The following is a 25,844-nucleotide window of genomic DNA, read 5'->3' on the forward strand; positions in this document are numbered from 1 at the left end:
GCATGTCGTCATAAGATTCTGAGCCACATGACGAGGCAGCGAATTTGCACAGCGGCAAGGAAAGAGGACAGATTCTTCGCGTAGCGTGTCGCCACACCACGCCACTGTTTCAGGTACAAAAACGCATTCTCAACCAGGTGGCGATGACGATACAGGTACGTGTCGTAGTCGCGCGGCTCTTTTCGGTTTTTACGTGGCGGAATATGCGCCTGCATGCCTTGCTCATGAGCCTGCTCAACAATGGCATCACTGTCATAACCTTTGTCGGCCATGAGATGCTCAGCAGGAATGTCTTTGATCAGTTCCGCAGCCTGCGAACAATCTGCCCGGGTACCCTCTGTAACAAGAATTCGGACTGGCATACCATGCGCATCCACGGCCAAATGTATCTTGGTGTTGCGCCCCCTTTTGTGAGACCTATGCCCTGATTGCCGCCACGAGCTCCCGCTGCATGAGGATGAACCTTGCAGTGACTGGCATCGATCATCAGCCACTCAAAGTCCGGCTCATCCATCACACGTTCCAACAGACCTTCCCATGTGCCGTTATCGCGCCAGCGACAAAAGCGCCGATGGGTATTCTTCCAATCGCCGTACTCGGGTGGTAAATCTCGCCACGGCGCTCCGGTGCGAAGTATCCAGAACACTGCGTTGATGAATTGCCGATTATCTTTGGCTACACGCCCCCATCGGCCCGCTTGACCCGGCAAATGGGGTTCAAGCAAACCCCATTTTTCATCGGAGATGTCATGGCGTCGATAGGCCGCAGTCACAGAGGATTCCATCCAGCAAGATTCCATGGCGGGTAGTTAACCATATTTCAACACCTCATGACGACAGGCTCTAATCATTGATCTTGCTTTGCGAGTCACAGATACCCGATAAGCCCGCTCATGAAATTAATAAATATTCCATCAAGGCTTAACGCTATGTTTGCCTGGCATGCAGTAAGAAATACAACCTAAATTGCATCGCCCCATGCCAGACCGGGAGCTACCCCGGTCAATAACTATCCCTCAGCGCGAGCCCGAGCACGATCGCAAGCACAAGCACAAGCATCGTGTTCCACCGACGCTAGGCTGTTGTGAATGAGCGTTTCTTGCATGGAGCAGTGACAAGGCTTCACCTGAAGAAAGCGGTGTGTCGTAAGGGGCGGCCACCGTCATGTGGCGTGCATCGCGCCACGAACGATCGGCCATCCAACCACCTATAACGAGCCCCCGAATCGGCTCGGGGGGTGATGTTGTCACCAATACCATCGCAAGTTTACCCGTGGGAGGGTACGGTTTATGAAACGTCATGCTTTGGTTCAACCGCGCTGGCTCGCGCTGTGTGTGATGAATGCGTTGTGTCTGGGCGTAGCGCCGCTCGCGCTGGCCCAATCCACCCCGCCAGTGCCCTACACCTTAACCTGGATTCCGAATCTGACCGGCACCAGCGCCGGTTCGGCTGCTGGCGTGAACAACGCCGTCCAAGCCATCGGCAGTCTGCGCAACGCCTCCGGCACGTATGCCGCGTTCCTGTTCAACAATGGCGCCCCCGCACCGCTCGAACTGACGCCCTTGTCGGGCACGCTCTCCAGCGTGGCGGCGGGGATCAACAGCGCCAGCACCGCGGTGGGCACGCGCACGTTATCCGTCGCGGTGTCACGCAAGTCTTCGTGCACGATCACGCATGCGTTTGTCTATACCAGCCAAATGGTGGACATAGGCACGTTGAACAACAGTCAGCCGTGCAATCTCAGTGCCGGCTTTGCCATCAATAGCCAAGGACAAGTGATCGGCTCGAGTTCGACCGGCACCAATGTGCATCCGTTTTTGATCAGCGCACCGTACACCCCCGGCACCATGCAAGACCTCGGCACCCTCAATGGCCCCTCCGGATTACTGAGCCAAGCATCGGCCTTTGGCATCAATAGCAGTGGACAAGTGGTGGGTACCAGCCTGGCCGGCGGTACGAAAACCCCGGCCGCGCACGCGTTTCTGACCTCCGCCCCGTATGCCGCGGCGAATATGCAGGATTTAGGCGCCTTGGGCAGCGGCAGTGTGGCGGTGGCGTACGGCGTCAACGACAGCGGTGCGGTGGTGGGCGTCAGTGCCTTGAAGGGTTTGCAGGGATCGCACGCGTTTCTCACCGTATCGCCGTATGGCGCCGCCCAGCGACAGGATTTGTATACGCTCGCCGGCCAGGCCGCGACGGTATCCAGTACCGCGTATGCGATCAACAATGCCAACCAGATTGTCGGCGCCAGCTCCTGGAGTACCAGCAACCCGAATGCGCAGCATGCGTTTGTGTACCAGAACGGCGCGATGACGGACCTTAACACGCTGATGCCCGCGAGCCAGCTCAACGGCGGTGTCTTGACCACCGCTTACGCGATCGACAGCAACGGCGATATCAGCGGGACCGGCACGCTCGCCAACGGGGTGACGGAAGGGTTTATCGCCGCACCGTTTGAAATCACCAGCATCAGTCCCAACAGTGGCGCAGCCAATACCAGCAATCTCCCCGCCGTCACCCTGACCGGCGATGGCTTTGTCGGGGCGACCAGCGTGAACGTGACCCTGGGTAGCAGCAGCACGTCGGTCACCAACTTCAGCGTGAGCAACAACGGCACCCAGATCAGCTTCGTCCCGCCGGCGGAGCCGGCCGGTAGCTATGCCGTGACGGTGTCCAATGCATCAGTCACCACCAACGCGGTGACGTACACGTATGTGATGCCCACGCCCCTCGAGCAGGTGCTCTATGCGTTTAAGGGCGCCCCCAACGATGGCGCCAACCCTTATGGCGGACTGATCCGAGGCGCGAGCGGCAATCTGTATGGCACGACTGCTGGCGGCGGTGACAGCAACGACGGCACGGTGTTTGAACTCGTCTGCCAAAGCAATGGCGTGGGAGGATGTAGCGCTTACACGGAAACCGTGCTCTATCAGTTCCAAGGGACGGCAGCAGGGGATGGCGCCCTGCCTGCTGCTGGACTGATCCGGGACGGGAGCGGCAATCTGTATGGCACGACCAGTGGCGGCGGTGACAACAACAACGACGGCACGGTGTTTGAACTCGTCTGCCAAAGCAATGGTGCGGGGGGATGTAGCGGTTACACGGAAACCGTGCTCTATCAGTTCCAAGGGGGGAATGATGGCTCCGAACCCAGTGTCGGATTGTTTCAAGACGAACAGGGCAATCTCTACGGCACCACATACTTCGGTGGTGCCAGTGGTTTCGGTACGGTTTTCAAACTCGCTCCCAATGGCTCGGGAGGAGGGTACACGGAAAGCGTGATCTATACGTTTACGGGAGGGAGCGATGGCCGCAATCCCTATGGGCAGCTCATCCAAGACGCGAGCGGTAATCTAGATGGCACCACATACTACGGTGGTGCTAGCGATGACGGTACGGTTTTCAGACTCGCTCCTGATGGTTTGGGAGGGTACACGGAAAACGTGCTCTATGCGTTTAAGGGAGGGGCCGATGGAAGCGGCCCCATAGCGGGACTCGTCGGAGGTATTGTTGCGAGCAGCAATCTCTATGGCACCACATACCAAGGTGGTGCTAGTAACGCCGGCACGGTTTTCGAACTCGCGCCCAATGGCTCGGGAGGGTACACGGAAAGCGTGCTCTATGCGTTTACGGGAGGCAGCGATGGAAGCGCCCCCATAGCGGGACTCATCCAGGACGCGAGCGGCAATCTATATAGCACGACCGTCTTTGGTGGCGCCTACGGCCAAGGCACGGTTTTCAAACTCACTCCCAATGGCTTTGGTGGGTACACGGAAAATGTGCTCTATGCGTTTACGGGTGGGAACGATGGCGGCAATCCCTATGCAGGAGCACTCATCCAGGACGGGATTGGCAATCTGTATGGCACGACAGTTTATGGTGGCACCTACAACGACGGCACGGTTTTTAAGATCACACCCTGAGGTCATTTGAGCTAAGGCGTTGCCTTACCCGGTTGGGCGCACGACTGACGAGGCATCCCTCCTCCACCCGGAGCGAGGGACAATGCTCCGAACTTAAAGGCCGAACGAACACCGGGGATTCCATGCTCGTCATCCCAGCTTTCGCTGGGATGACGGCACATTGAAATGACGTTTAAGTTCCGAGTTAGGTTGCCCTTGGAGGAGGCCGATAGATAGATCGCGGGGTACCTTAAGTGGTTATGCGGCCTTGCGTGCACCAAGTTTGCCTAAAATTTCTTCCGCCGCGCGAATCCGCTCGCTGGCCCCTGGCAACTCCAGATTCACCTTCAACTTGTCCTTTCCGTCCAGCTTGTAAACACGTGGATAGTTCTGAATCAGGCGAATGATTGCCATCGGATCGACATCCGGCTTGTCGCGGAAGGTGACGCGTCCGCCGTTGGCGCCGACGTCGAGCTTGCGGATGCCCAGCGGGGTTGCCATCAGTTTGAGGCTGGCCACGGCAAACAGTTGCTTGACTGCATTTGGCAGCAGGCCGAAGCGGTCGATCATTTCCACCTGCAATTCGCGCAGTGACTCCTCGTCGCGGGCGCTGGCAATACGCTTGTACAAGGTCAGGCGTGTATGCACGTCAGGCAGGTAATCATCGGGAATCAGCGCAGGCAGATGCAGTTCCACTTCGGTTTCATGCTCGCTGCTCAGGTCGAAATCGGGCACCTTGCCGGATTTGAGTGCGCGCACGGCGCGTTCCAGCAGTTCCGTATAAAGACCGAAGCCGATTTCCTGGATCTGGCCAGACTGCTCATCACCGAGCAATTCACCGGCACCGCGAATTTCCAGGTCGTGCGTGGCCAGCGTAAAGCCGGCGCCCAGTTCTTCCAGCGAGGCCAGCGCTTCCAGTCGTTTTTCCGCGTCGGCCGTGATGCTCTTGCGATCGGGCACGATCAGGTACGCATAAGCACGATGGTGCGAACGACCCACGCGGCCGCGTAGCTGGTGTAACTGTGCCAGGCCGAAACGATCGGCACGGTTGATGATGATGGTGTTGGCGGTTGGAATGTCGATGCCGGTTTCGATAATCGTGGTGCACACCAGCACGTTGAAACGCTGGCGATGGAAGTCGGCCATCACCTGTTCCAGCTCGCGTTCCGGCATCTGGCCATGGGCGATCCCGATGCGTGCATCGGGGATCAGCTCCTGCACTTCGCGCGCGGTGCGCTCGATGCTTTCCACTTCGTTGTGCAGCACATACACCTGGCCACCGCGTTGCAGCTCGCGCTGGAAGGCTTCGCGGATCAGTGCTGGTTCCCAGGTGGAAATGAACGTGCGTACCGCCATGCGGTGCGCCGGTGGCGTGGTGATCAGCGAAAGATCGCGCAGGCCGCTCATTGCCATGTTGAGCGTGCGCGGAATCGGCGTGGCGGTCATGGTCAGCAGATCGACCTCGGCGCGCAGTTTCTTGAGTTGTTCTTTCTGACGCACGCCGAAACGCTGCTCTTCATCCACGATCACCAGGCCAAGCTGTTTGAACTTGATGTCCGGCTGCAATAGCTTGTGCGTGCCCACGATCACGTCGATGTGTCCGTTGGACAGGCGCTTGAGTGCTTCGTTCACTTCTTTGGTGGAGCGGAAACGGGATAGCACATCCACACGCACCGGCCAATCGGCGAAGCGGTCGGCGAAATTGCGGTAGTGCTGCTGGGCGAGCAGGGTGGTGGGTACCAGTACCGCCACCTGTTTGCCTGCCGTGGCAGCGGCAAAGGCGGCGCGCAACGCGACTTCGGTCTTGCCGAAGCCAACGTCGCCGCAGATCACGCGATCCATCGCACGCGGCGCGGCTAGATCGCCGAGCACGGCATCAATAGCGTGCAACTGATCCGGGGTTTCCTCGAACGGGAAACTGCCGCCGAATTCTTCTACCAGTTGGCGATCGATCGGCAGCGACTCGCCGCCGCGTGCCTCGCGTTGTGCGTAGATCGCCAACAACTCGGCGGCGACGTCGCGCACTTTCTCGGCGGCTTTCTTACGTGCGCGTTCCCACGCATCGCCACCCAGCGAATGCAACGGTGCCAGCTCCGGTGCGGTGCCAGAGTAGCGACTGACCAGGCCGAGTTGGGCTACTGGCACGTAGAGCTTGTCGCCCTTGGCGTATTCAATGGTCAGGAACTCGCCGGCCATACCACCCAGTTCCATCGATACCAGGCCCTGGTAGCGGCCCACACCGTGATCGACGTGCACGATCGGCGAGCCGATCGAGAGTTCCGTCAGATCGCGGATAATGGTGTCCGGATCGCGCGTCGCGCTGCGTCGACGCTTGCGCTCGGTGCGCACGCGTTCGCCGAACAATTCGCGTTCAGTCAGTACCGTCATCGCTGGTTGGGTCAGGGCGAAGCCTTGTTCCAGCGGCGCGATGGTGATGGTGAGCGGACGGGTATCGGCGAGGAAGGCTTGCCAATGATCGACGTTCTGCGGGCGCAGGCCGGTAGCGGCCAGTTGTTCCAGCAACGCCTCGCGACGTCCCGCCGAGTCGGCGGCAATCAGTACGCGGCCCGGATAATGCTCGATGAAGTGCCGCAGCGAGGCACCTGGTTCTTCGCCCTTGCGATTGAGCGGTACGTCCGGCGCCGGCTGCGTGCCCGCTGCGATGGCGTGTTCGTGGCTGCTGTCGACCATTTCCACGCGTAAGCGCTTGTTGAGCTGTTCGCGCCATTGCTCAGGCGACAGATACAACTCGGTCGGCGGCAGCGCCGGGCGCTCGATATCGTGTGTGCGCTGGTCGTAGCGTTCGGCCGTCTGCGCCCAAAACTGTTCCGACGCTTCGCCGGTACCTTCACCCAGCACGAACAGTGCATCATCGGCGAGGTAATCGAACAGCGTGGCGGTCTTGTCGAAGAACAGCGGCAGGTAATACTCGATGCCGCCCGGCGTCACACCTTCCTTCATATCCTGATAGAGCGGGCAGCGGCGCACATCGATCGGGAAGCGTTCGCGCAGGCAACTGCGGAAGGCCTTGGCCGCGTCGTCACTGACGGGGAATTCGCGCGCCGGCAGCAATGCTACTTTTTCCACTTGCTGCTGTGAGCGTTGCGTTTCTGGATCGAAGCTGCGGATCGATTCTACTTCGTCATCGAACAGCTCGATGCGATAAGGTTCGCGCGCACCCATCGGGAAGATGTCGATCAGTGCACCACGCACCGCGAAATCGCCGGGTTCGGCGACCTGCGGCACATGGCGATAGCCGGAGGCTTCCAGCCGGCGCTGTTCGGAAGCGAGATCCAGCTTTTGCCCCTTGTGCAACATCAGGCCGGAACCGGTGATGTGCGTGCGTGGCGCAATGCGTTGCATCAAGGTGGCAGCCGATACCACCAGCACGCCGCGCTTTACGCCCGGCAACTGATACAGCGTGGCGATGCGTTGCGAGACGATATCCGGATGCGGGCTGAAGACGTCGTAGGGCAGGGTTTCCCAGTCGGGGAAATGCAGCACCGGCAGCGAGCCTGCGAAAATCCGCAGCTCATCTTCCAGAGCATGGGCACGCTGGGTGTCCCGGGTGACGACCACCAGCAGCCCATCGTGCGATTTGGCGGCTTCGGCTATCAGCAGGGCTCGCGCCGAACCGTGTGGTGGGGTCCAGAAGCGGCGTTGCTTGGGGGTGGTGGGAAGAGGCGGGTGACTGATCTGGGTGGTTTGCATGGGGCGCTAGGCGGGGCGCGGGTTGCCGACGTGGAACCAGCAAGTGTAGCGCGTTGGGGGTGGGGGACCCATCATGCCGTCATGGTTGCGATAACCCGCCTATTGTCGTAGACCAGCTCCCTCTCCCCGTCGGGGAGAGGGTTGGGGTGAGGGGTCAACCTCGCGCAATGTTTGGTTGCTCTATGGATGATTCGAAGAGCAAAACGTGCTCGCATAGGTTGAGCTTTCCGCAAGCCCCACCCCTCACCCTAGCCCTCTCCCACAGGGGAGAGGGACAGAGTTCATAGCTTCAAGCTGATCTGTGCGGTACCCGGTTCGCCTGGCACCCTTTGGGCGACAAAACCCCATTCACGGCACAGGTCAAGCATCGGGCGGTTTTCCATCAGCACATAGCCCCACAATTCATCGAGGCCGCGACGACGGCATTCGTCGACTAGTTGCCGCATCAGCCTTGCGCCAAGGCCGACACGCGTCCATTCGCGTTCCACCAGTACCGAGAATTCGGCGCTGTTGGCGACCATGTCGACAAAGATGCGACCTACACCACGCAGCTCGACGGGCTTTACCGTTTCGTCCATCAGTACATAGGCGGCTTCCAGCTCCGGGTCGATCTCGCACAGGCGCTGCGCCATCGAGATCGGCAGTTCCGCCATCGCATGCATGAAGCGGCGGCGCACGTCCTGTGGCGACAGGCGCTTGAAGCAGCGCTGCACGGCAGCGACGTCGTCCGGTTCGATAGCACGCATCACCAGTTCGCGGCCATCGGCGGTATGCACCACCTCGCCCTTGGGTGTGGTGATGATGCGGGGATAGGCGAAACGCTTGCTGCTGCGCGGTGGCGGCAGGGCGTGTCGAGAGTGGGATCCAAAATCGCGAGCAGGGGTCATAAATATGCCCATACTTTAGCGTATTGTTTGCGCTGCAGCATGAATGAATCGGAATGATTCAGTCTGGTACTGCCTGTCAGGGCAGCGTCTATCGCTCGAGATTAACGGCCTCGCTTTGATGGCGATAGCCGATTCTTCTGCATGGAATGGGCTGCGTCAGCCGCTTCGCCGTCCTGCACCAGCCAATCCAGCCGCCATTTGGCTGCGCGTTCCTGCGACAGCAGACGGGCCATCGCCTGCAAGGGTTCGCGCAGCCCCTGATCGAGATTCCACGGCGCATTGAGGATGACCATGCCTGATCCGTTCAAGCGCAGCGGCGAATCATCCGAATGCACCAGCAATTCCGCGCGCAAGACACGTCTGGCTCCACAGTGCTGCAACCCGCGCAGGAACGGTTGTACCTGGCTGCGCAGCTTGATCGGATACCAGATCGCGTAGATGCCGGTGGGCCAGCGTTGCAAGGCAGCTTTCAATGCGGCTTCGATCAGGCGGTATTCCGTTTCCTGCGCTTCGTAAGGTGGATCGATCAGCACCAATCCGCGTTTTTCCTTCGGTGGCAACAAAGCTTTCAGTGCTTCATAACCGTTGCGGTTATGCACATGCACGCGATGATCGTGGTGGAACAGTTCGCGCAGCAAGCGGGTTTCTTCGGGGTGCAATTCGCACAGATAAGCACTATCGATGTCGCGCATGGCCCGGGCGGCTTGCAAGGGCGAACCTGGATAAAGCTTCAGGCCGTGTTCGTTGCCGGGCAGCACAAGGATGGCATCGAGCCAATGGCGAAGCAGCGGCGGCAAGGTTTGCTGGGGCGTGTCGCCGTGTCGCAGGTCCGGAAACAACAAACGCGCGATGCCATCGCGGTATTCGCCGGTCTTGTCGGCCTCTTCGTTATCCAGTGCATAGCAACCGCTGCCGGCATGCGTGTCGATCAGTGCAAAAGGTGTTTCTTTTGCCTGCAACGCCTGGATCAGCGCAAACAGCACGCTGTGCTTGAGGACGTCGGCGAAATTGCCTGCGTGATAGGCGTGGCGATAATTCATGGCGGTCGTGGCAAATTGGGGGCTTAAGGCAACGCTGAATGTTATAGCTTCGTTGGGTAACCCAACGAATGGGGTAGCATCAATCGAGATGGTGGCTCTCGGCTGTACCTAGCAATTCCGGCTGGATGGCTACCTCATCCTTACGATGCAGCAGTGGATACGCAAACACCGCCGCCAGAATCACCACCACGCCTGCGTAGAACCAGCCATCGAGCTGGCGTTGTTCGCCCAGCAACAGCATGGCCAGCACGATCGCGTAGACTGGCTCCAGGTTGGTGATCATCTGCATGGCAAAGGCGCTGACATGGCGCAATGCCACCAGTGCCAGGCTGAACGGCAACAGGGTGCAGCCGAATGCGAGCAGGATCAGCAGCAGGGCATCGTGCGTATCCGGTAGTGGGTAGGCGGGTCCGGCATGCGGCAACAGCGGTGCCAGCAAGCTAAGAAAGATGGCGCCTGTACCCAGTTCGATGCAGGTTACGGTCAATGGCTCGCCGTGTTCCACCAGGCGCTTGTTGAGCGAACCGAACAGCGCTACGAACAAAGCCGATAGCACGCCAACCGCAATACCCAAGCGCATATGGCTCGGCACGCCACCTGCCACCATGGCCACGCCCGGAACCACGGCAATAGCCATCAAAACTTCGCGCAGATCGAAGCGGCGGCGTGTCAGCCATGGCTCGACGAACGCAAGGAACGCCGGCCCTAATGCCATACACGTTGCACCCACCGAGGCATTGGCGAGTTTGATAGCGGCATAGAAAGTCAACCAGTGCAGCGACACCAGCACGCCGATGCAGGCATAGGCCAGTCGCAGACGCACCGTCATGGCACGCAAACCGCGCCACACGCGCGGCAGCAACAGCAGGGCGCCGGTCACCAGCAACATGCGCCACCACACCAGCGACAGGGCGGGCAGGGTGATCAGTTTGCCAAGGATGGCGGTGACGCCCCAGAGCAGCACGCAAAAATGGATTTGCAGGCGGGCTTTGTTGACGGACTGCATGAGGATGCGGATCAAGGGGGACGGCGGCCATTCTAGCTGGCGAATGCGGATAGGTAATGGCGCATCGCCTTGTTGCCCGTCGTCCCGGCGTAGGCCGGGTCGACGGGCAAGGGATGTAAGTCACGTTTGCGGTTTACTTCTTAACCCCTGCCGGCGGCTTGGCATGGCGAAGATCCGTCAATACCCGTTGGCAGGTATTCGCATGGTCGTTATGGCTCGGCGCTGTCAGTGCCAGCAGTGCTGCGGGTGGCGCTAGTACACCTAGCGCCACGGCGCCGCCGCCACGCAACAACAGCGGCCCAGCGTGCACGCCGACATCCGGATGCTTCATGGTGCCTTTTACATAAAGCGGCGAGCGCAGCGAGAAGATGCGCATGCCCTTGGTGTGTGGCGTGACATTCAGATCCAGTTGCTCGCTGGCGAAGTTGATGGTGCCATCGACATAGATGGTTGCGTCGCTGGTATCGAACACGAACAGGCGGCTGGTGAACAGGCCGTCGGTGCCGGCGAGATCGGCCGCAGCACAATTGATCTGCACGGTCTTGTCGCCGAACAACTTGCCGATCACTACGTTGGCGACATTCAAACCTGCTGTTTCGAGCAAGGTCTTGCTGATTGCGCCATCGTTCATCAGCAGCTTCAATTCGCCGTTTGCATCACCCATCAAGGCGGCAATGGAATTGCCGTGGGCAGTGAGTGTGGCATCGCCGTTGATTTCACCGAAGCTGGTGCTCATCGGCTGGAAGGTCGGGAACAACTGTTTGAGTTGCAAATGGCGGGCGCGCAGATCGGCTGCCACCCGCAGCGGTTGCGCACCACCATCGACGTGGATGTGGCTGTCGATCGTGCCGCCGGCCACACCCATATGCAGCGGATCGAGTTGCAGCAGGCCGTTGTCCAGAACCACATGTGTGTCGAGTACGTCCAGCGGCACGGAAACGGGGTGTTCGATGTGTGCCGCGGAGAAAGTGACATCCGCATCCAGAGTGCGTAGGCGATCAGTGCGGAAAGGTTCGATCGGCAGCACCTTGTCGGTAGGTTGCAGGGTGGTATCGCCACGCTGCTGTTTCTGCGCCTGGCTATCGGCGCCGATCAACGGTGCAAGGTCGACAAAGCGCAGTTGTTGTGAATGCACATCGCCCGTGAGCTTGGGACGATCACCACCGGTCATCACTTGCACATTGCCGCCCAGGTCGCTGCCGCCGACACGCCCGCGGAAATCGCGATAGGCGAAATGGCTGCCATGGGCGTGCAGTTCGGCCGAAAGGTGGCCCTCTGTTGCATAGGGCGGCGTTTCGGGCAGTGCAATGCCAATAATCGGATACAGCTTCGCCATGCTGGTGCCGGCAAACCACAGGCGCAGGTCCAGTGCACCCAGGTGCAGCGGATCGGTAAAGGTGCCCACCAAGGCGATCTTGCTGTCGCCAATATGCACACGCGCCTGCATGGGGAAGGGCTGGTCGGTTTGCTGCAACGCAAGCACCGCACCGCTCTTGCCGGCGCCAGTCACCGGCGTGCCTTGGTAATGCCCATTCACCGTCCACGCGAACTGATAGCGGGTGCTGTGGGCATTGGGCGAGGTATTGGGTTTGGTCTTGTCCGCGTTCACGACTTTGCCGACATCGTGACCCATATCCGCACGTGCGTCCGTAGTGGCTTGCGCCACGATCTGATCGTACAGAATGGCTTGCTGCAATGGCGTGATCGTCACTTGCAGGTGCAGCCGGTGGGCGGTGTCATCGAGTGTGATCTGCCCCTTGTCGAAACCGATAGCGCCGATATCAACGCGCCAGCTCGATGGCGTCGAGCTTTGGGGCAGGGTGAACAGCCAATTGGCCTGCCCATGATCATCGCGTTCAAGATCGAGCTGCGGATTCACCAGTTGTATCGACGACACATACACGTGGTGCAACAGCAACGGCAGTGGCGAGACGCGAATCATCAAGGCATCAAGCTGTGCGAATTGCGGCTGTTTGGTCCATGACGGATTGCCGATGCGGATATCACGTGCCGTAAACGTGGGCCAGGGCATCCATCCACGCCATCCGCTTGCAGATGGTTCACGCTGCCAGACCGCTGTCAGGTCGCCCTGGATCACAAACGGACGACCTATGGCTGAACTCACTTGTTCATTAATGGCGGGTTTAAGCCGATTCCAGTCGAACAACGCCATCACCAGGATCAGCGCCGTCACCAACACCAGCAGCACGCCTGCGACCCAGGTCAGTATTTTATGGCTGCGCTTCATCACTCCCGGTCTCTCGCTACCTGACCGGCTGTCGAGCAGTCGGCATGCCGTCAACATTACTACGATATGGGCGATGATAGAGGTCGACATTTACGCGCAGGCCATGAGTGACATGTTCTGCGGTTACCTTGAATGTCTGCAGCATGATTGTCAGCAACTCGCTGGCAGATTGTCATACAGCCATATGCCTTGCGTCCAACCGAGCGTGGTGGTAAATGTTGAAACGCGCGGCGATTGACGCCGCTGCATCCCCTACAAGATAGGTGGCCCATGTTCAAGAAACGTCTTTTGCTAGTTGCGCTGATGACGGTCTCCTTCATGGGTTACGCACAATCCCCCACATCGACAGCGCCGGCGCACCCGCTCACACCGGAAGAGCAGCGCCAGAATCAGCAAATGGAGCAGGCAGCGTTACAGATTGCCCACATGGTCGATCAGCATCAGGTTGCCCAGATATGGGATGGCGCTTCGTCGGTTACCAAGCAGATCATCACCCGCGATGCCTTTGTGAAGGGCGTGGAGGCTGACCGCAAAACCGTGGGCGTACTCGAAGCACGCAAGCTAGCCTCGCTGACCTACAACCAGTCCGATGGCAGGAAGCTGCCCCCGGGACTGTTCGCCAACGTGGTCTTTGCCACACGCTTTGCCAATGAGAAGCAGCCGGTGCGCGAGCTGGTTTCCTTTCACCTGGACAATGATCACGTATGGCGCGTTACCGGCTACTCCTTGCGGTGATGGGATCGTTTCGCCAGGGTAAGCACTGAAAGGAAAGCCCATGCTTGACGAGTCAGCATTGCAGTCCATGAACGTACTGTGGGCGACGCCTTGTTACGTCTCGGCGGTGTCCATGCACTACGTCACCAGTATGTTCAATCTGACCCATGAATCCATGCGTTTGGGTCTAAGGTCTTCGTTGAACATGCGCGCGGAAAGCCTGGTGACCCGCGGCAGGAACGAGATCGTCAAATTCTTCCTGATGCATCCGGAATACACGCACTTGTTCTGGATCGATGCGGACCTGGCGTTCCAGCCCTCGGCCGCCATCCGCCTGCTACTCTCCGATTACGACGTGGCTGCGGGGATCTACCCCCTCAAACGCTTCAACTGGCCTGCGCAGGGCGTGCCAGCGGGTACCACGCAGGAAGCCTTCAACACGCTCTACACGGACTACCCTTTCAACGCGGTAGGTCATGGTGCGGCGCCGCTGCAGAAGTACATGAAGGACGACGGCTTTGTCGAGGTCGCGGAAGCGCCGACTGGTTTCATGGCGATCAAACGCCACGTCTTCACCAAGCTGATGCAGCGCTATCCGGAGCTGAATTACGTTCCGGACGGACCACGCAACAACCCGGAACAACCATATTACTGGCTATTCTTCGATTGCATGGTCGATCCGGACACGCGCCGCTATCTCTCCGAAGACTACGCCTTCTGCCGTCGCTGGCGGGATATAGGTGGCATAGTGCATGCCGATATGCACTCCAACCTGGGACATCTCGGGCAGCATCTGTTCCAGGGCAATCTGGCGGAAAGTATTCGCTTGCGGAATGGGCCTTTGCAGTCGACGGGCGAAGCGTCGGAGCAAGGCGGAGAGACAACATCGGTTTGATTGAACATTCAAGCGCACTACTGCCTGGTATGTATTTTTCTGGCTGATGACAAAAACCATTCTGAGGTTGCAGATGCCATGCAAGATCCATTTCATTTCCGGCTTGCCGCGTTCCGGTTCGACGCTTCTGACGGCGTTGCTTCGGCAGAATCCACGCTTCCACGCCAGCATGAGCGGCCCGCTCGGCGGTTTGTTCGGAACGATGCTGGTGGAGATGAGTCAGCGTAACGAGTCGGCCGTGTTCATCAGTGATGCCCAGCGTCAGAGCCTGCTGAGCGGTCTGTTCGAGAATTACTATAGGCCGGAAACCGACGCCGAAGTGATTTTCGACACCCACCGTTCCTGGACCACGCGGCTGCCGGCGCTCAAGCAACTGATGCCGCACAGTCGCATCATTGCCTGCGTGCGTGATATCCATTGGACCATCGACAGCATTGAACGGCTGGTGCGCAAGAATGCTTTTAGCCCATCGAGCATCTTCAGCTACACCGCCGGTGGCACGGTGTATTCGCGTGCCAATGGCCTGGCTGGCGTCGACGGCATGGTGGGCTACGCTTACGACGCCTTGAAGGAAGCCTTTTTTGGCGAAGACACCGAGCGGTTGATGCTGGTTCAGTACGACACGCTAGCGCGTGAGCCGGCAAAGGTGCTGGCGGCGATTTACGATTTCATCGGCGAGTCGCACTTCCAGCACGATTTCGACAACGTGCACTACAACGCACGCGAGTTTGATCTACGCGCCGGGACACCCGGGCTGCACGACGTGCGCAAACGTGTCGAGCCGGTACAGCGTACGTCCATCGTTCCGCCGGATCTGGTTCGGCGCTTTGAAAACGACAGTTTCTGGAAGCATCCGGAAAACAATGTGCGTGGTGTGCGGATTGTTTAGGCGGCTTTGATTTATTGAGTTGGCATCCTCAAAAGCGCTTGGTGAATCCAACGCTCAGCGCGTTGTCGTGCAAGCGGCTGCCGAAGAATCCTTGATAATCGGCATACAGGCTCCAGGATGCACTGGCTTGCGTCGTGATGCGCGCGCTGGCCATGCCCATGCCCCGCCCTTGTGCCGCGCTCGGCAGATCGAACAGGGTGCCATCCTGGGCGGTGACCTGCACGATCGGTGTCACCGCATTGTGCGTGTCGTAACGGTAACCCAGGTTTACTTCGGGTACGTAGGTCACGCCGTGTGCCACAAAGCTATGTTCGAGGGCCATGACCGCATAGGGTTGCAGGGTGGTATAGCGGCTGCGTGTTCCATCGACCGGAAAGCTTGATGCTTCTGGGTTCGTGCTATTCAGTGCTTCACCGAAACCGTCCAGCGTCTGCTGCTGATACAGCACGCCTACCTTCGGTGTGAGCTGCCACTGCGCAAGCTGCACAGGCCAGGCCGCTTGCAAGGCGGCGGAGAGCATATGGCCGCCTGGCGCGGAAGTGGCCGTGCCGATGCCAGTAATGCGATTGAAGTGGTAATCGCTGTGCATCGTGTCGACGACGGCCGACAGCACTGTCGGGCCCGCATCGGCATAGGCGTAGAGGCCGCCATGCACGTTGTCTGCACGACCATTGCCGCCCAGCTTGTCGCTACCGTTGACCTGTCCCACGCCCGCCTGCAAGCCGACGTGGACGAGATCGCTGACGGCATAGTCGGCGCCGCCCAGCAAGCCGAAGGTCGTGCTGTTCAATCCGTTGGCGCCGTCGAGCGATATATTGGAACCGGTATATTGCACCCATGCGCCGTTACCGCACGCGCTGCTGACATTTTGCATGGCCGGCGCATGGTCGGCCTTGCATTGCACATCGTGCGACATCAGCGCAACGTCGAGCACCGAACCCATATCCTGCTGACCGGCAAGATTGATGCTGCGCATCAGGTTGCCGAACAGACTGCTGTCGAGCGGTATCACCCATCCCCGCGTCGCTGATCCTTGCGTCCCTGATTCCTGCATCAGGACCAGTTCGGCCGCGGTCGCGCTGTAGTTGATTTGAGAGTCGAGCGATCCCGGCACGGTACCGGTGACCGTGCTGAACGTGCCGCTGAGCGACCCAGCCTGCACCAGGGGGAACTTGCTGGTGGCGTAGGTGCCAGGCGCGAAGATCAGATCGAGTGTACCGGCGAGGCTCGCATGGCCGCTGACCTTCAGCATCGAGAACTGCGTCGGCGTGACGTCCAGTTGCAGTGTGCCATCTGCGCTCTGGGTGTAATTGCCCCGGATGGTCAGCGTGCCCATCGACCCGCCGGACCACACGATGCCGTCGCTGGTGACGTCGCCCACGATGGTGCCGTGACCGCGCAGCGTGCCACGGTTTTGCACATCCACCGCGCCTTCGATGGATGCGCCGGGGGTATTGTTTCCGTGATTGCCTGCAGACTTGTCGAATCGCCTTGCAGCGTACCTGCGCTGATCAGCGTGCTACCGCTATAGGTGTTGCTGCCGCTGAGGGTCAGCGTGCCCGTACCGGCCTTGATCACCTCCCCGTCGCCACCGATCACGCCGGCATAAGTGCCCGTGGTGGTCTGATCGAAATCCACGCGATGGCGTGCCGAGGCCATTGCTAACGAACGTCAGGTCGCCATCGAAAGCATTGCTGGCGCCGGTCAACTCACCTTGCTGGATAGTCCAATCGATGCCGGCGTTGCCCGTGCCGGTCAGCGTCCAGTTGTCGCTACCGGTTTTGATGTTGTAGGCGAAACCCTGGATCAATCCGGCATTGAGTGAAGCGTTGGTGCTGCCGGCCAGCACCAGCAAGTCGCCGTCGTTGGTGTCGCCGCTGGTGCTCACGATATGGCCGATAAAGGTGGCGCCCGGTTCGAGCACCAGCTCGTTGCCGCCACCGGAAAACAGCACTGAATCGGCCTGCACGCTGGTGCTGCCGCCGTCAATCGCCCCGTCGGTGACGACGACGACCCCGCCCCATGCCAGCACACCGGCACCGGGGTCGGTAGCGGCAGTCGCATCGCCGCCGACGCCACCCGTGCCGCCGACGATCATCGTGGTCAACCCGACGACCGGTGCTGAATTGCCATTGTTGATGAACACGCCGGCACCGCCGCTAACGGAAGTGTTGACGCCGCTTGATCCGGTCGCGCCCACGGCGCCGACATCTAAAGACGCCGTCTGCGCCGGCGCCACCGTTACCGTTGCCCGCCGTGCTCCCAGGGCTCTCGGAGCTGTTGGGATTGAACACGGTCGCATCGCCGCCCGTGCCATTGCCCGAACCACCATCGTTGTTGCGGCCGGTATGCCCGCCCACACCACCTGGTGCGCCACATCCGGATGAATTGGTCGACGTGCAGGTTTGACTCCATGCAGGCGCGCTCGCACACGCCAATGTCAAGACGGCGATCGCCAAGGCAAGCGGATGGCGGCGAGGTGTGCGCGTTGCACAGATGGCGGAAGACGAACCTCCCGCGTGGGTGAGTTCGGAGGCCACTTGCACGATAGCCAGCGACCGATTCCACACGAGTCGATAGACACGGTTCATGCGATGTTTCCCCTGTCATGCGCCGTGCCGCAGGAGCGGGATGCGATCGCGGCATCAAACGGGCGGCTGAATGCCGCCGATGAAAACCCTTATGGGCGATGCTCTTGCGCATATAACATTCACCAATGCACGTGCACAACTTGCCAAGTTGGCCCGTACGTTGGCGCTATCCTGACCGATGTCGCACGAGGCATCAATCACTTTTCGCGCAAACAGCCTCGGGCGCGCGTTGTATCCCCTGTATTCGGATCTGGGCGTCAATCTTGGCGATCACGCAGTTCAAATGACTGATTATTTCCCCATGAAAGTATCTTTCGCCATGCTGCCCAAAAGTTTCATTGCATATTCAGTCATTTCTGTCCTGGTTATTTCTACATTATGAAGATCGTCAGAGAACATCTTTTTCATCAATTCATAGGCTTTCATGGCGACGCTAATTCCGTTTTTTTGTATATTCCAAATGCCCGACATGCTAGGCATATCGTTGGTAGTTACAATTCTAGCTACATCGAGACAATACGTAGCAAGTGTCTCCTTGATGGCTTTGTCTTTCTCCTTTCTAGTCAATGATGGACTGGCTTCGAGCCCGTTAATCATGCCTATGACTGCAGTTCTATACATCTGACCACGTGGAATAGCGGCGATTGTCTCAGGGCTTCCGCCCAACATATGAAATGCATCAAGAGCAATGATTAGATGATCAGGTTGCTGCTTCTTCCCAGCTATGCGTTGGATTTTAAAATCATCACCTGCAATAGTGGCTTTGTGATTGTTTATAGGTTCTAATATTTTTTCTTCCGCTTTTTTCTCATCGTCACTTAATGAGTAAGATAATGAATGAACACCCAATTCATGTGCCACCATGCCTATAATAGATCCCATTCCCTGGGCAAATTGGGTTGCGCTTACATTTATTTGAATAACGTTACCTATTCGTGATGTAAAAGCACTTTCCTTCATGCGGTCATTATGAATATTGATGCGAATCGTTGGCTGCGTCGGGCTTTTCATGGCATTGATAGCGCCTAGCAAGCAGTATCCAAAAATTTCTAACTTTTCCGGGTTGATTTGTTTACCATTTTGTGTAGTGTGAAAGCTTATATCTGTAGACTTGAAATGCTGCGGAGTAATGTCCTTGGAAAATTTTAGAGAACGCATCTTAGGATAGTCAGGAAGACTTTTCGCAAAATTTTCACGGCGATGCATGAGCTCCTTTGCAAGGATAAAAGCCGTTGTTCCGTTCTCACGCAAAGAAGAATGCATGCACGCGTTGATGGAATCATTTAACTGTTCATCTGTCCATTTTTTGATGCCATGATGAGCGAACTTCTCGCGTATAACCTTATTTACTTCGGCTTGTGAGGGTCGGGGAAGTGAAAGGACCCTATCAATATTAGGATTGATGAGTGACGCGTATGTTTCACAATTTTCATCCGTGGCATATGCGGCAAAGTCTATCGCTGTATAGATATCCGCCCCGTCTTTGCTAAGAAATCCGTGAAGGAGAAAATGTTTTTGTTTCATAGTGGTGAAATCTTTCTCCGACAATTGCCCATCAAAGGGAGGTGCCCAAGTATTTAGCCTATCCATCAACATGGTATCGGTCGTCAATTTGTGCGCCGGCGTTGATTGGTTTTTGTTTTCGCACCACACATTGTGTAAGGTTAATTCTTTTTTTTCTACGGTTTCTTGCGTTGGCGTGCAATCCGTCGTTTGTCGCGTAGGGGTTGCCTGTTGGATGTCAGATGGATCATCATTCGATGACGTTAATGTCTCTTTGTTTTCGAAGACTGGATCATCATTTTTATTCAAGACATAGTATGATATGAGTTTGTTGGTTGAGATGGACTCTCTTAATTCTTGAATATTAAAATTTCCAACAAAATGTCCAACAAGCGGCACTTTACCCTGCGCATCCTCTCCTTTCGCATGACTAACATACACATCTCCATTACTTTCCCACAAACAATAACGATGTCCATCGAGATGAAAATGGATCTCTGAACCATCGCTTGATGTGAGGATGTTCTCCATTACATTTTTGATATCTTCAGGATGGCTGAATTCGATAAAGGCATGACCTGGACTTTTAAATATCTCATAAATGAGATCTCCGGCATATTTTAGGTCGTGTTCATGCGTCTCATTCAAAGCTGAAATGGATGGAATATAATGATTACTTGTGCGAATTTCCATGATTATATTTTAAAAATGATGATGAGAAGTGACGGGATGATGAGAAGTGATGGATTGGCTAGACATAGGCAGTGGGATAGGGCATTACAATGTTGTCTGACAGTCCATCATGGTTAAAGGAAATCTTTTCAGCCAATAATTTTCGGTCGGCGCACGTATCTAACCAATACTTTAAGGTGACCGCCCTGAGTTAAATATCAGGGAAATACCGTATTTCACAACGCTAAGCTGAACTTGAACGTCACCTATTTGACGAACCGCAAGGGCGATTACCCAGTGTCGGTGGCGCGGCTTCTAGCATCTACAACACCCATTCGATCGCGCCGCGACAATATTTCCTTAGGTGCTCGCCCAAATTTTGACGGCCGCTTTCTCATTATCGATAGTGCTGGCGACCCGCTAGCACGTTATGCTTTCTGCTACGGAGTTGAGATATGCGTTACGGAGACGGTCGCTGATGTCATGCCCAACAGAATCGCCGACAACACCGAGCGAAAGGCGGTCGTGGCATAGCTGCGGTTGATTCTGCGCTTTTCCGGAAAATGGGCCTCTTTGTGAGCCTTGGCCGTGACTAACGCATGCAGGTTGTCACACATGACTTTGGCGTCCAGATCCTGTATCACGGCCAGTTGCGACAGACCCGAGACATGTTCCAGATGGAGGCGATGTTTGAGGCGTTTGAACGCTTCTTCGATACGCCAGCGCGGGTGATACAAATCGCCAAAGGCCTTGGCTGGAAACAGGCTCCGATCAAAGAGCGTGGTCATGAGCACACGCACGCGACCGGCCGAAGCGACATGGCGCACCCCGCGCACTTTCATGGGTGTGGCAGTGACATTCATAGTCTGCGACATCCTTGGGATTGGGTGGTTGACTCAAATCAACGCGTTGCGCTTAACTTGCGTAGATTGGAATCTGGGCGTCAACCTTGGCGATCACGCAGTTCAAATGACTGATTATTGCCCTATGAAAGTATCTTTCGCCATGCTGCCCAAAAGTTTCATTGCATATTCAGCCATTTCTGTCCTGGTTATTCCTACATTATGAAGATCGTCAGGGAACATCTTTTTCATCAATTGATATGCTTCCATGGCGACACTAGTTCCGCTTTTTTTTAGATTCCAAATGCCAGTCATGTCCAATGTATCGTTGGTAACTACAATTCTAGCTACATCGAGACAATACGTAGCAAGTGTCTCCTTGATGGCTTCGTCTTTCTCCTTTCTAGTCAACGATGGACTAGCGTTGAGCCCGTTAATCATGCTTATGACTGCAGTTCTATACATCTGACCACGTGGAATAGCGGCGATTGTCTCAGGGCTTCCGCCTAACATATGAAATGCATCAAGAGCAATGATTAGATGATCAGGTTGCTGCTTCTTCCCAGCTACGCGTTGGATTTTAAAATCATCACCTGCAATAGTGGCTTTGTGATTTTTTATAGGTTCTAGTAGATTTTTTTCAGCGTCTTGCTGTGCTTCACTTAATGAGTAATCTAATGAATGAACACCCAATTCATGTGCAACCATGCCTATAATCGATCCCATTCCCTCGTAAATATGGGTTTCGCTTACATTTATTTGAATAACGTTACCTATTTGTGATGTAAAAGCACTTTCCTTCATGCGGCCATCATGAATATTGATGCGAATCGTTGGCTGCGTTGGGCTTTGCATGGCATTGATGGCGCTTAGCAAACATAATCCAATAGTTTCTAATTTTTCCGAGTTAACTTCTTTGCCACTTTGTGTGATGTGAAAGCTTATACCTGTACACTTGATAGATTGCGGAGTAATGTCCTTGGAAAATTTTAGAGAACGCATCTTAGGATAGTCAGGAAGACTTTTTGCAAAATTTTCACGGCGATGCATGAGCTCCTTTGCAAGGATAAAAGCCGTTGTTCCGTTCTCACGTAAAGAAGAGTGCATACACGCGTCGAGGTAATTATTTAACTGTTCATCTGTCCATTTTTTGATGCCAGGATGAGCGAACTCCTCGCGCATGACCTTATTTACTTCGGCTTGTGATGGCCGTGGAAGTGACAGGACTCTATCAATATTAGGATTGATGAGTGACGCATATGTTTCACAATTTTCATCCGTGGCATATCTTGCAAAGTCTATCGCTGCATGGATATCTGCCCCGTCTTTGCTAATAAATGCGTGAAGGAGCAAACATTTTTGTTTTATAGTGGAGAAATATTTCTCCGACAATTGCCCATCATGGGGAGGTGCCCAAGTATTTAGCTTATTCATCAACGTTGTATCAGTAACCAATTTGTGCGCTGGCGTTGATTGGTTTTCGCACGCATCGTGTAAGGACTGCTCTTTTGCCTCTATGGTTTCTTGCTTGGGCACGCAATCCGTCGTTTGTCGCATAGGGATTGCTTGTTGGATGTCTGGACATGAATATTTATGATTGTCTATTATGCAAGATGGGTCATAATCTGATGGCGTTAATGCCTCTTCGTTTTCGAAGAGTGGATCATCATTTTTACTCAAGCGATAGTACGCTATGAGAGGGTCGGTTAAGATGGACATTCTTAATTCTTGAATATTAAAACGTCCAACGTGCAGTGCCTTCTCTTGCGAATCCTCCCTTTGCGCATGGCTAACATACACGTTGCCATTACTTTCCCACAAACAATAACGATGCCCATCGAGCTGAAAATGGATATCTGAATCATTGCTTGACCTTAGGATGTCCTTCATTAAAATTTTGACATCTTCGGGATGCTTGGATGTGGCCATGACATGGCCCGGACTTTTAGATATCTCATAAATGAGATCGCTGACTTTGTCTAATTTGTGTTCATGCGACTTATTCGAAGCCGAAGTGGGTGGTATATGATGATTATATGCACGAATTTCCATGGTTTATATTTTAAATACGACTATCGTTAATATATGAGATTATTTGAAATTGAAATTACAATGATGAAAGGCAGCGGATTAGCTAGACAGAAATAGTGCAATGCTCCGAACTTAAAGTTCATGCTTGTGCCATTTCGGAGCGCAAAGCGAATCATCCCGCGACTTTTAGCACGAAGGCACTAGTTCCATCTTTCGCTGAGGCGCTTTACAACAGCGAAGCTGGTCAATGACGAAAGATAATCTTCGGTGACTGGTCGTTCTTAAGTTCGGAGCATTGGAAATGGTGGGATATAGAGCATTATAATGTTGTTTGACAGTCCATCATGGTTAAAGGAAATCTTTTCCGCCGATAATTTTCGGTCGGCGCACGTATCTAACCAATACTTTAAAGTGACCGCCTTGAGTTAAATATCAGGGGAATACCCCATTTCACGGCGCTAAGCTGAACCTGAACGTCACCCATTTGACGAACCGCAAGGGCGATTACCCAGTGTCGGTGGCGCGGCTTCTAGCATCTACAACACCCATTCGATCGCGCCGCGACAATATTTCCTTAGGTGCTCGACCCAATTCTGACGGCCGCTTCTCATTATCGATAGTGCTGGCGACCCGCCAGCACGTTATGCTTTCTGCTACGGAGTTGAGATATGCGGTACGTCCCTTTATGGATTACAGTCGTGTTGGCGCTGGGATCCATGACGACACAAGCGATGGAAAAACCCCTGGCTTCCAAGGTGCTGGTCATCGGCCATCGCGGTGCGAGCGCAATGCGCCCCGAACATACGCTGGCCTCGTACGGCAAGGCGATCGCGGATGGTGCCGACTATATTGAACCGGATCTGGTGATGACCAAGGATGGCGTGATGGTGGCACGCCACGAGAACGAGATCAGTGGTACTACCGACGTGGCCGATCATCCGGAATTCGCCGCACGGAAGATCACCAAGACCATCGACGGCAAGACCGTCACTGGCTGGTTCACCGAGGACTTCACGCTGGCCGAATTGAAGACCTTGCGTGCGCGCGAACGGTTGCCGCAGTTACGCGGCACCCGGTATGACGGCGAGTTCCAGATTCCCACGCTGGACGAAATCATCGACTTCGTCGCTGCCGAATCAGCGGTGGTCGGTCGGCCCGTTGGCATCATTCCGGAAATCAAGCACGGCACGTACTTCCAAAAGCTTGGCCTGCCGATGGAGGACAAGCTGCTCGCCACAGTAGCTGCGCATAGCTACACGCGCAGTGCGCCGGTCGAGATCCAGTCGTTCGAGATCGCTAATCTCAAGTATTTGCACGCCAAGCTGGGCGGCGTACAAGCTCGTCGTGAGCACCCGAATATGCGCCTGTTGCAGTTGATCGAGGACGAGGCGAAAGCACAGCCTTATGATGTGGTCGTGTCCGGCGGCATGCTTACCTATGGTGACATGATGACACCGGCTGGATTGCGCGAGATTGCCAACTATGCCGATGCCGTCGGCCCATCGACGCGCTCGATCATTCCGTTGCGTGCCAATGGCACGCTAGGAAAGCCTACGACCTTGGTACACGATGCGCATGCTGCGGGGTTGGAGCTTCATCCCTACACTTTCCGTCCAGAGAATAAGTTCATCGCGAAGAATTTCTGGCACGGTAGTGACCCGAAAACCTTCAACGAATCCGGTTCGATCGCAGAGATTCGCGCTTATCTGAACACCGGCATCGATGCGTTCTTCACCGACGATCCCGCGGTTGGTCGCGAGGCGTTGGATAAGCGCTGATCAATGCTGCAAAAAGTGCTGCTGGAGAATAACGACTCAAAATGGATACGCGCTCGACAGCGTAGGCTGCTCAAATCAGGCACCTTCTGGCATAGATATAGAAAGTGGACTCACAAGTGGAGCCGGGTAAGATGTGCTCATGCTCCCCAAAACCATCCCCATCAAGCAGTACCCAGAACTGCGCTTGGCCGCCCGGCATCTCCCCGAGAATGCCCGCGTGACACCAGCGGAGGCGCTGGCCTTGTACGAGCGTGGGTGGCGCGGGATCGATCGGCAGCACATGCAGCCCACCGAACAAGCGCTCCTCAACCGCCTCATCAAGGAAGTGGGACATGGCGTCTTTAACGGTTAACCGGGCGCACCACCAACGCATCATGACCGCGCTGCGCGCGTTCGACCCCGAGGTGCTGATCAGGTGCTCGTGCTACTTCGCCGGCGGAACCGCGATTGCGCTTCTGGCCGGCGAGCATCGCGAGTCGGTGGACATCGACTTCCTTTGCACCACCCGCGATGGTATGCGCCAACTGCGCACCACGGTGACGAGCAACAGCCTCGGCGATCTGCTTCGCGCCGAGGCACAACTCCCCCTGATGCGAGAGGTCATGGCCGACCGCTACGGTGTGCGCACCGTTGTGTGGGTGGACGGCGCTCCGATCAAACTTGAACTCGTCCACGAAGATCGCATCGATGTGACCGGTGGGATGATCGATACACTACCCGTGCCGGTATTGAGTCGCACGGACCTCTACGCCGAAAAACTCCTGGCCAACACCGATCGTGGAACCGATCAGGCCGTGCTCTATCGAGACATGATCGATCTGACAGTCATGATCAACGCCTGGGGCCCGATACCCACGGCAGCATGGCAGAAAGCGCGCGGGGCGTATGGTCAAAAAATCGACCAGGCGTTCGAGGTGGTACAAGCATTCCTACGTGCTCACCCGGAGAAATGGAAGGAGGCGTGTCAGCGCATGCATATCGACATGGACTGGCAATACAAAATTGGCCAAGCGATCGGCATTCCACGGCATGCGTACCGCAAGGATCCGGAATCCGGTCGCTCGATCTGATCCGAATGGACGGCCCAGCGGCTCGTCCTAAACAGCTACATGTGGCCCGGTGGGATTAAGGCAACG

Annotated in this window: 19 protein-coding genes; 6 read left to right on the forward strand and 13 right to left on the reverse strand. The window is 56.2% G+C overall.

Features of this window, described 5'->3' with window-relative positions:
• Positions 1-8 precede the first annotated feature (8 nt).
• Positions 9-784 (reverse strand): IS5 family transposase gene (locus tag EO087_RS03310; protein ID WP_240669003.1). Its coding sequence is split into 2 segments (ribosomal slippage): positions 9-415 and positions 415-784, totalling 777 coding nucleotides; the frame shifts between segments, so codons are not numbered across the junction.
• A 504-nt stretch (positions 785-1,288) separates the two neighbouring features.
• On the opposite strand from EO087_RS03310, the gene EO087_RS03315 reads away from it, so the two are divergent.
• Positions 1,289-3,922, forward strand: a complete 2,634-nt coding sequence (locus tag EO087_RS03315; protein WP_128897632.1) for a choice-of-anchor tandem repeat GloVer-containing protein — start codon at positions 1,289-1,291, stop codon at positions 3,920-3,922.
• A gap of 237 nt (positions 3,923-4,159) precedes the next feature.
• Here EO087_RS03315 and mfd read toward each other — a convergent pair whose 3' ends face one another.
• The 5 genes from mfd to EO087_RS03340 all read right to left on the reverse strand — a co-directional run bounded on the left by mfd (position 4,160) and on the right by EO087_RS03340 (position 12,793).
• Positions 4,160-7,612 (reverse strand): transcription-repair coupling factor, encoded by a 3,453-nt coding sequence (mfd, locus tag EO087_RS03320; protein ID WP_128897633.1) that lies wholly within the window; start codon positions 7,610-7,612, stop codon positions 4,160-4,162.
• Between the two features lie 281 nt (positions 7,613-7,893).
• A complete protein-coding gene (locus EO087_RS03325; protein ID WP_128897634.1) occupies positions 7,894-8,499 on the reverse strand; it encodes a GNAT family N-acetyltransferase in 606 nt (201 codons plus the stop codon).
• Between the two features lie 101 nt (positions 8,500-8,600).
• Complete coding sequence (rlmJ, locus tag EO087_RS03330) at positions 8,601-9,539, reverse strand: 23S rRNA (adenine(2030)-N(6))-methyltransferase RlmJ (protein WP_128897635.1); 939 nt, start codon at positions 9,537-9,539, stop codon at positions 8,601-8,603.
• Positions 9,540-9,618: 79 nt separating this feature from the next.
• Positions 9,619-10,545, reverse strand: coding sequence for a DMT family transporter (locus tag EO087_RS03335; RefSeq protein ID WP_128897636.1), 927 nt, complete (start codon positions 10,543-10,545; stop codon positions 9,619-9,621).
• 133 nt (positions 10,546-10,678) lie between these two features.
• Positions 10,679-12,793: an AsmA family protein gene (locus tag EO087_RS03340; RefSeq protein WP_128897637.1), complete on the reverse strand. Its 2,115-nt coding sequence runs from the start codon at positions 12,791-12,793 to the stop codon at positions 10,679-10,681.
• Positions 12,794-13,063: 270 nt separating this feature from the next.
• On the opposite strand from EO087_RS03340, the gene EO087_RS03345 reads away from it, so the two are divergent.
• Genes EO087_RS03345 through EO087_RS03355 form a run of 3 tightly spaced genes read left to right on the forward strand, consistent with a single transcriptional unit; the run spans position 13,064 to position 15,291 of the window.
• On the forward strand, positions 13,064-13,528 hold the full coding sequence (locus EO087_RS03345) for a DUF4019 domain-containing protein (RefSeq protein ID WP_128897638.1): 465 nt from the start codon (positions 13,064-13,066) through the stop codon (positions 13,526-13,528).
• Positions 13,529-13,568: 40 nt separating this feature from the next.
• Positions 13,569-14,402 (forward strand): hypothetical protein, encoded by an 834-nt coding sequence (locus EO087_RS03350; RefSeq protein WP_205744425.1) that lies wholly within the window; start codon positions 13,569-13,571, stop codon positions 14,400-14,402.
• Positions 14,403-14,448: 46 nt separating this feature from the next.
• Positions 14,449-15,291: a sulfotransferase gene (locus tag EO087_RS03355; protein WP_205744426.1), complete on the forward strand. Its 843-nt coding sequence runs from the start codon at positions 14,449-14,451 to the stop codon at positions 15,289-15,291.
• A gap of 28 nt (positions 15,292-15,319) precedes the next feature.
• Here the strand turns inward: EO087_RS03355 and EO087_RS03360 are convergent, their stop codons facing one another.
• The 6 genes from EO087_RS03360 to EO087_RS03385 all read right to left on the reverse strand — a co-directional run bounded on the left by EO087_RS03360 (position 15,320) and on the right by EO087_RS03385 (position 22,828).
• Entirely contained in the window at positions 15,320-16,717 is a 1,398-nt protein-coding gene (locus tag EO087_RS03360) for an autotransporter outer membrane beta-barrel domain-containing protein (RefSeq protein WP_164931751.1), read from the reverse strand.
• 99 nt (positions 16,718-16,816) lie between these two features.
• Positions 16,817-17,437 (reverse strand): hypothetical protein, encoded by a 621-nt coding sequence (locus tag EO087_RS16105; RefSeq protein ID WP_164931753.1) that lies wholly within the window; start codon positions 17,435-17,437, stop codon positions 16,817-16,819.
• A gap of 13 nt (positions 17,438-17,450) precedes the next feature.
• Positions 17,451-17,882, reverse strand: a complete 432-nt coding sequence (locus tag EO087_RS03370) for an ESPR domain-containing protein (protein WP_128897641.1) — start codon at positions 17,880-17,882, stop codon at positions 17,451-17,453.
• A gap of 291 nt (positions 17,883-18,173) precedes the next feature.
• A complete protein-coding gene (locus EO087_RS03375; protein WP_128897642.1) occupies positions 18,174-20,078 on the reverse strand; it encodes a hypothetical protein in 1,905 nt (634 codons plus the stop codon).
• A 419-nt stretch (positions 20,079-20,497) separates the two neighbouring features.
• Positions 20,498-20,920: a transposase gene (locus EO087_RS03380; protein ID WP_164931754.1), complete on the reverse strand. Its 423-nt coding sequence runs from the start codon at positions 20,918-20,920 to the stop codon at positions 20,498-20,500.
• A 114-nt stretch (positions 20,921-21,034) separates the two neighbouring features.
• On the reverse strand, positions 21,035-22,828 hold the full coding sequence (locus EO087_RS03385) for a hypothetical protein (protein WP_128897644.1): 1,794 nt from the start codon (positions 22,826-22,828) through the stop codon (positions 21,035-21,037).
• A gap of 818 nt (positions 22,829-23,646) precedes the next feature.
• Here EO087_RS03385 and EO087_RS03390 point away from each other — a divergent pair.
• Positions 23,647-24,708, forward strand: coding sequence for a glycerophosphodiester phosphodiesterase (locus EO087_RS03390; RefSeq protein WP_240669117.1), 1,062 nt, complete (start codon positions 23,647-23,649; stop codon positions 24,706-24,708).
• 70 nt (positions 24,709-24,778) lie between these two features.
• Here the strand turns inward: EO087_RS03390 and EO087_RS03395 are convergent, their stop codons facing one another.
• A complete protein-coding gene (locus tag EO087_RS03395) occupies positions 24,779-25,042 on the reverse strand; it encodes a hypothetical protein (protein WP_128897646.1) in 264 nt (87 codons plus the stop codon).
• Here EO087_RS03395 and EO087_RS03400 point away from each other — a divergent pair.
• Complete coding sequence (locus EO087_RS03400) at positions 25,041-25,778, forward strand: nucleotidyl transferase AbiEii/AbiGii toxin family protein (RefSeq protein ID WP_128897647.1); 738 nt, start codon at positions 25,041-25,043, stop codon at positions 25,776-25,778. The two genes, EO087_RS03395 and EO087_RS03400, sit on opposite strands and share 2 nt — an antisense overlap.
• Positions 25,779-25,844 lie beyond the last annotated feature (66 nt).

It is taken from the genome of Dyella sp. M7H15-1, assembly GCF_004114615.1.
GTDB lineage: Bacteria > Pseudomonadota > Gammaproteobacteria > Xanthomonadales > Rhodanobacteraceae > Dyella_B.

What these genes read in the sequence shown, in the direction of transcription:
- EO087_RS03385 (WP_128897644.1), bottom strand. Translation starts at nt 22,828, where the DNA reads ATGGCCACATCCAAGCATCCCGAAGATGTCAAAATTTTAATGAAGGAC.
- EO087_RS03340 (WP_128897637.1), bottom strand. Translation starts at nt 12,793, where the DNA reads ATGAAGCGCAGCCATAAAATACTGACCTGGGTCGCAGGCGTGCTGCTG.
- EO087_RS03345 (WP_128897638.1), top strand. Translation starts at nt 13,064, where the DNA reads ATGTTCAAGAAACGTCTTTTGCTAGTTGCGCTGATGACGGTCTCCTTC.
- EO087_RS03355 (WP_205744426.1), top strand. Translation starts at nt 14,449, where the DNA reads ATGACAAAAACCATTCTGAGGTTGCAGATGCCATGCAAGATCCATTTC.
- mfd (WP_128897633.1), bottom strand. Translation starts at nt 7,612, where the DNA reads ATGCAAACCACCCAGATCAGTCACCCGCCTCTTCCCACCACCCCCAAG.
- EO087_RS03325 (WP_128897634.1), bottom strand. Translation starts at nt 8,499, where the DNA reads ATGACCCCTGCTCGCGATTTTGGATCCCACTCTCGACACGCCCTGCCG.
- EO087_RS03395 (WP_128897646.1), bottom strand. Translation starts at nt 25,042, where the DNA reads ATGTCCCACTTCCTTGATGAGGCGGTTGAGGAGCGCTTGTTCGGTGGG.
- EO087_RS03380 (WP_164931754.1), bottom strand. Translation starts at nt 20,920, where the DNA reads ATGAATGTCACTGCCACACCCATGAAAGTGCGCGGGGTGCGCCATGTC.
- rlmJ (WP_128897635.1), bottom strand. Translation starts at nt 9,539, where the DNA reads ATGAATTATCGCCACGCCTATCACGCAGGCAATTTCGCCGACGTCCTC.
- EO087_RS03350 (WP_205744425.1), top strand. Translation starts at nt 13,569, where the DNA reads ATGCTTGACGAGTCAGCATTGCAGTCCATGAACGTACTGTGGGCGACG.
- EO087_RS03315 (WP_128897632.1), top strand. Translation starts at nt 1,289, where the DNA reads ATGAAACGTCATGCTTTGGTTCAACCGCGCTGGCTCGCGCTGTGTGTG.
- EO087_RS03370 (WP_128897641.1), bottom strand. Translation starts at nt 17,882, where the DNA reads ATGAACCGTGTCTATCGACTCGTGTGGAATCGGTCGCTGGCTATCGTG.
- EO087_RS03375 (WP_128897642.1), bottom strand. Translation starts at nt 20,078, where the DNA reads ATGGAAATTCGCACAAGTAATCATTATATTCCATCCATTTCAGCTTTG.
- EO087_RS03335 (WP_128897636.1), bottom strand. Translation starts at nt 10,545, where the DNA reads ATGCAGTCCGTCAACAAAGCCCGCCTGCAAATCCATTTTTGCGTGCTG.
- EO087_RS03400 (WP_128897647.1), top strand. Translation starts at nt 25,041, where the DNA reads ATGGCGTCTTTAACGGTTAACCGGGCGCACCACCAACGCATCATGACC.
- EO087_RS03390 (WP_240669117.1), top strand. Translation starts at nt 23,647, where the DNA reads ATGACGACACAAGCGATGGAAAAACCCCTGGCTTCCAAGGTGCTGGTC.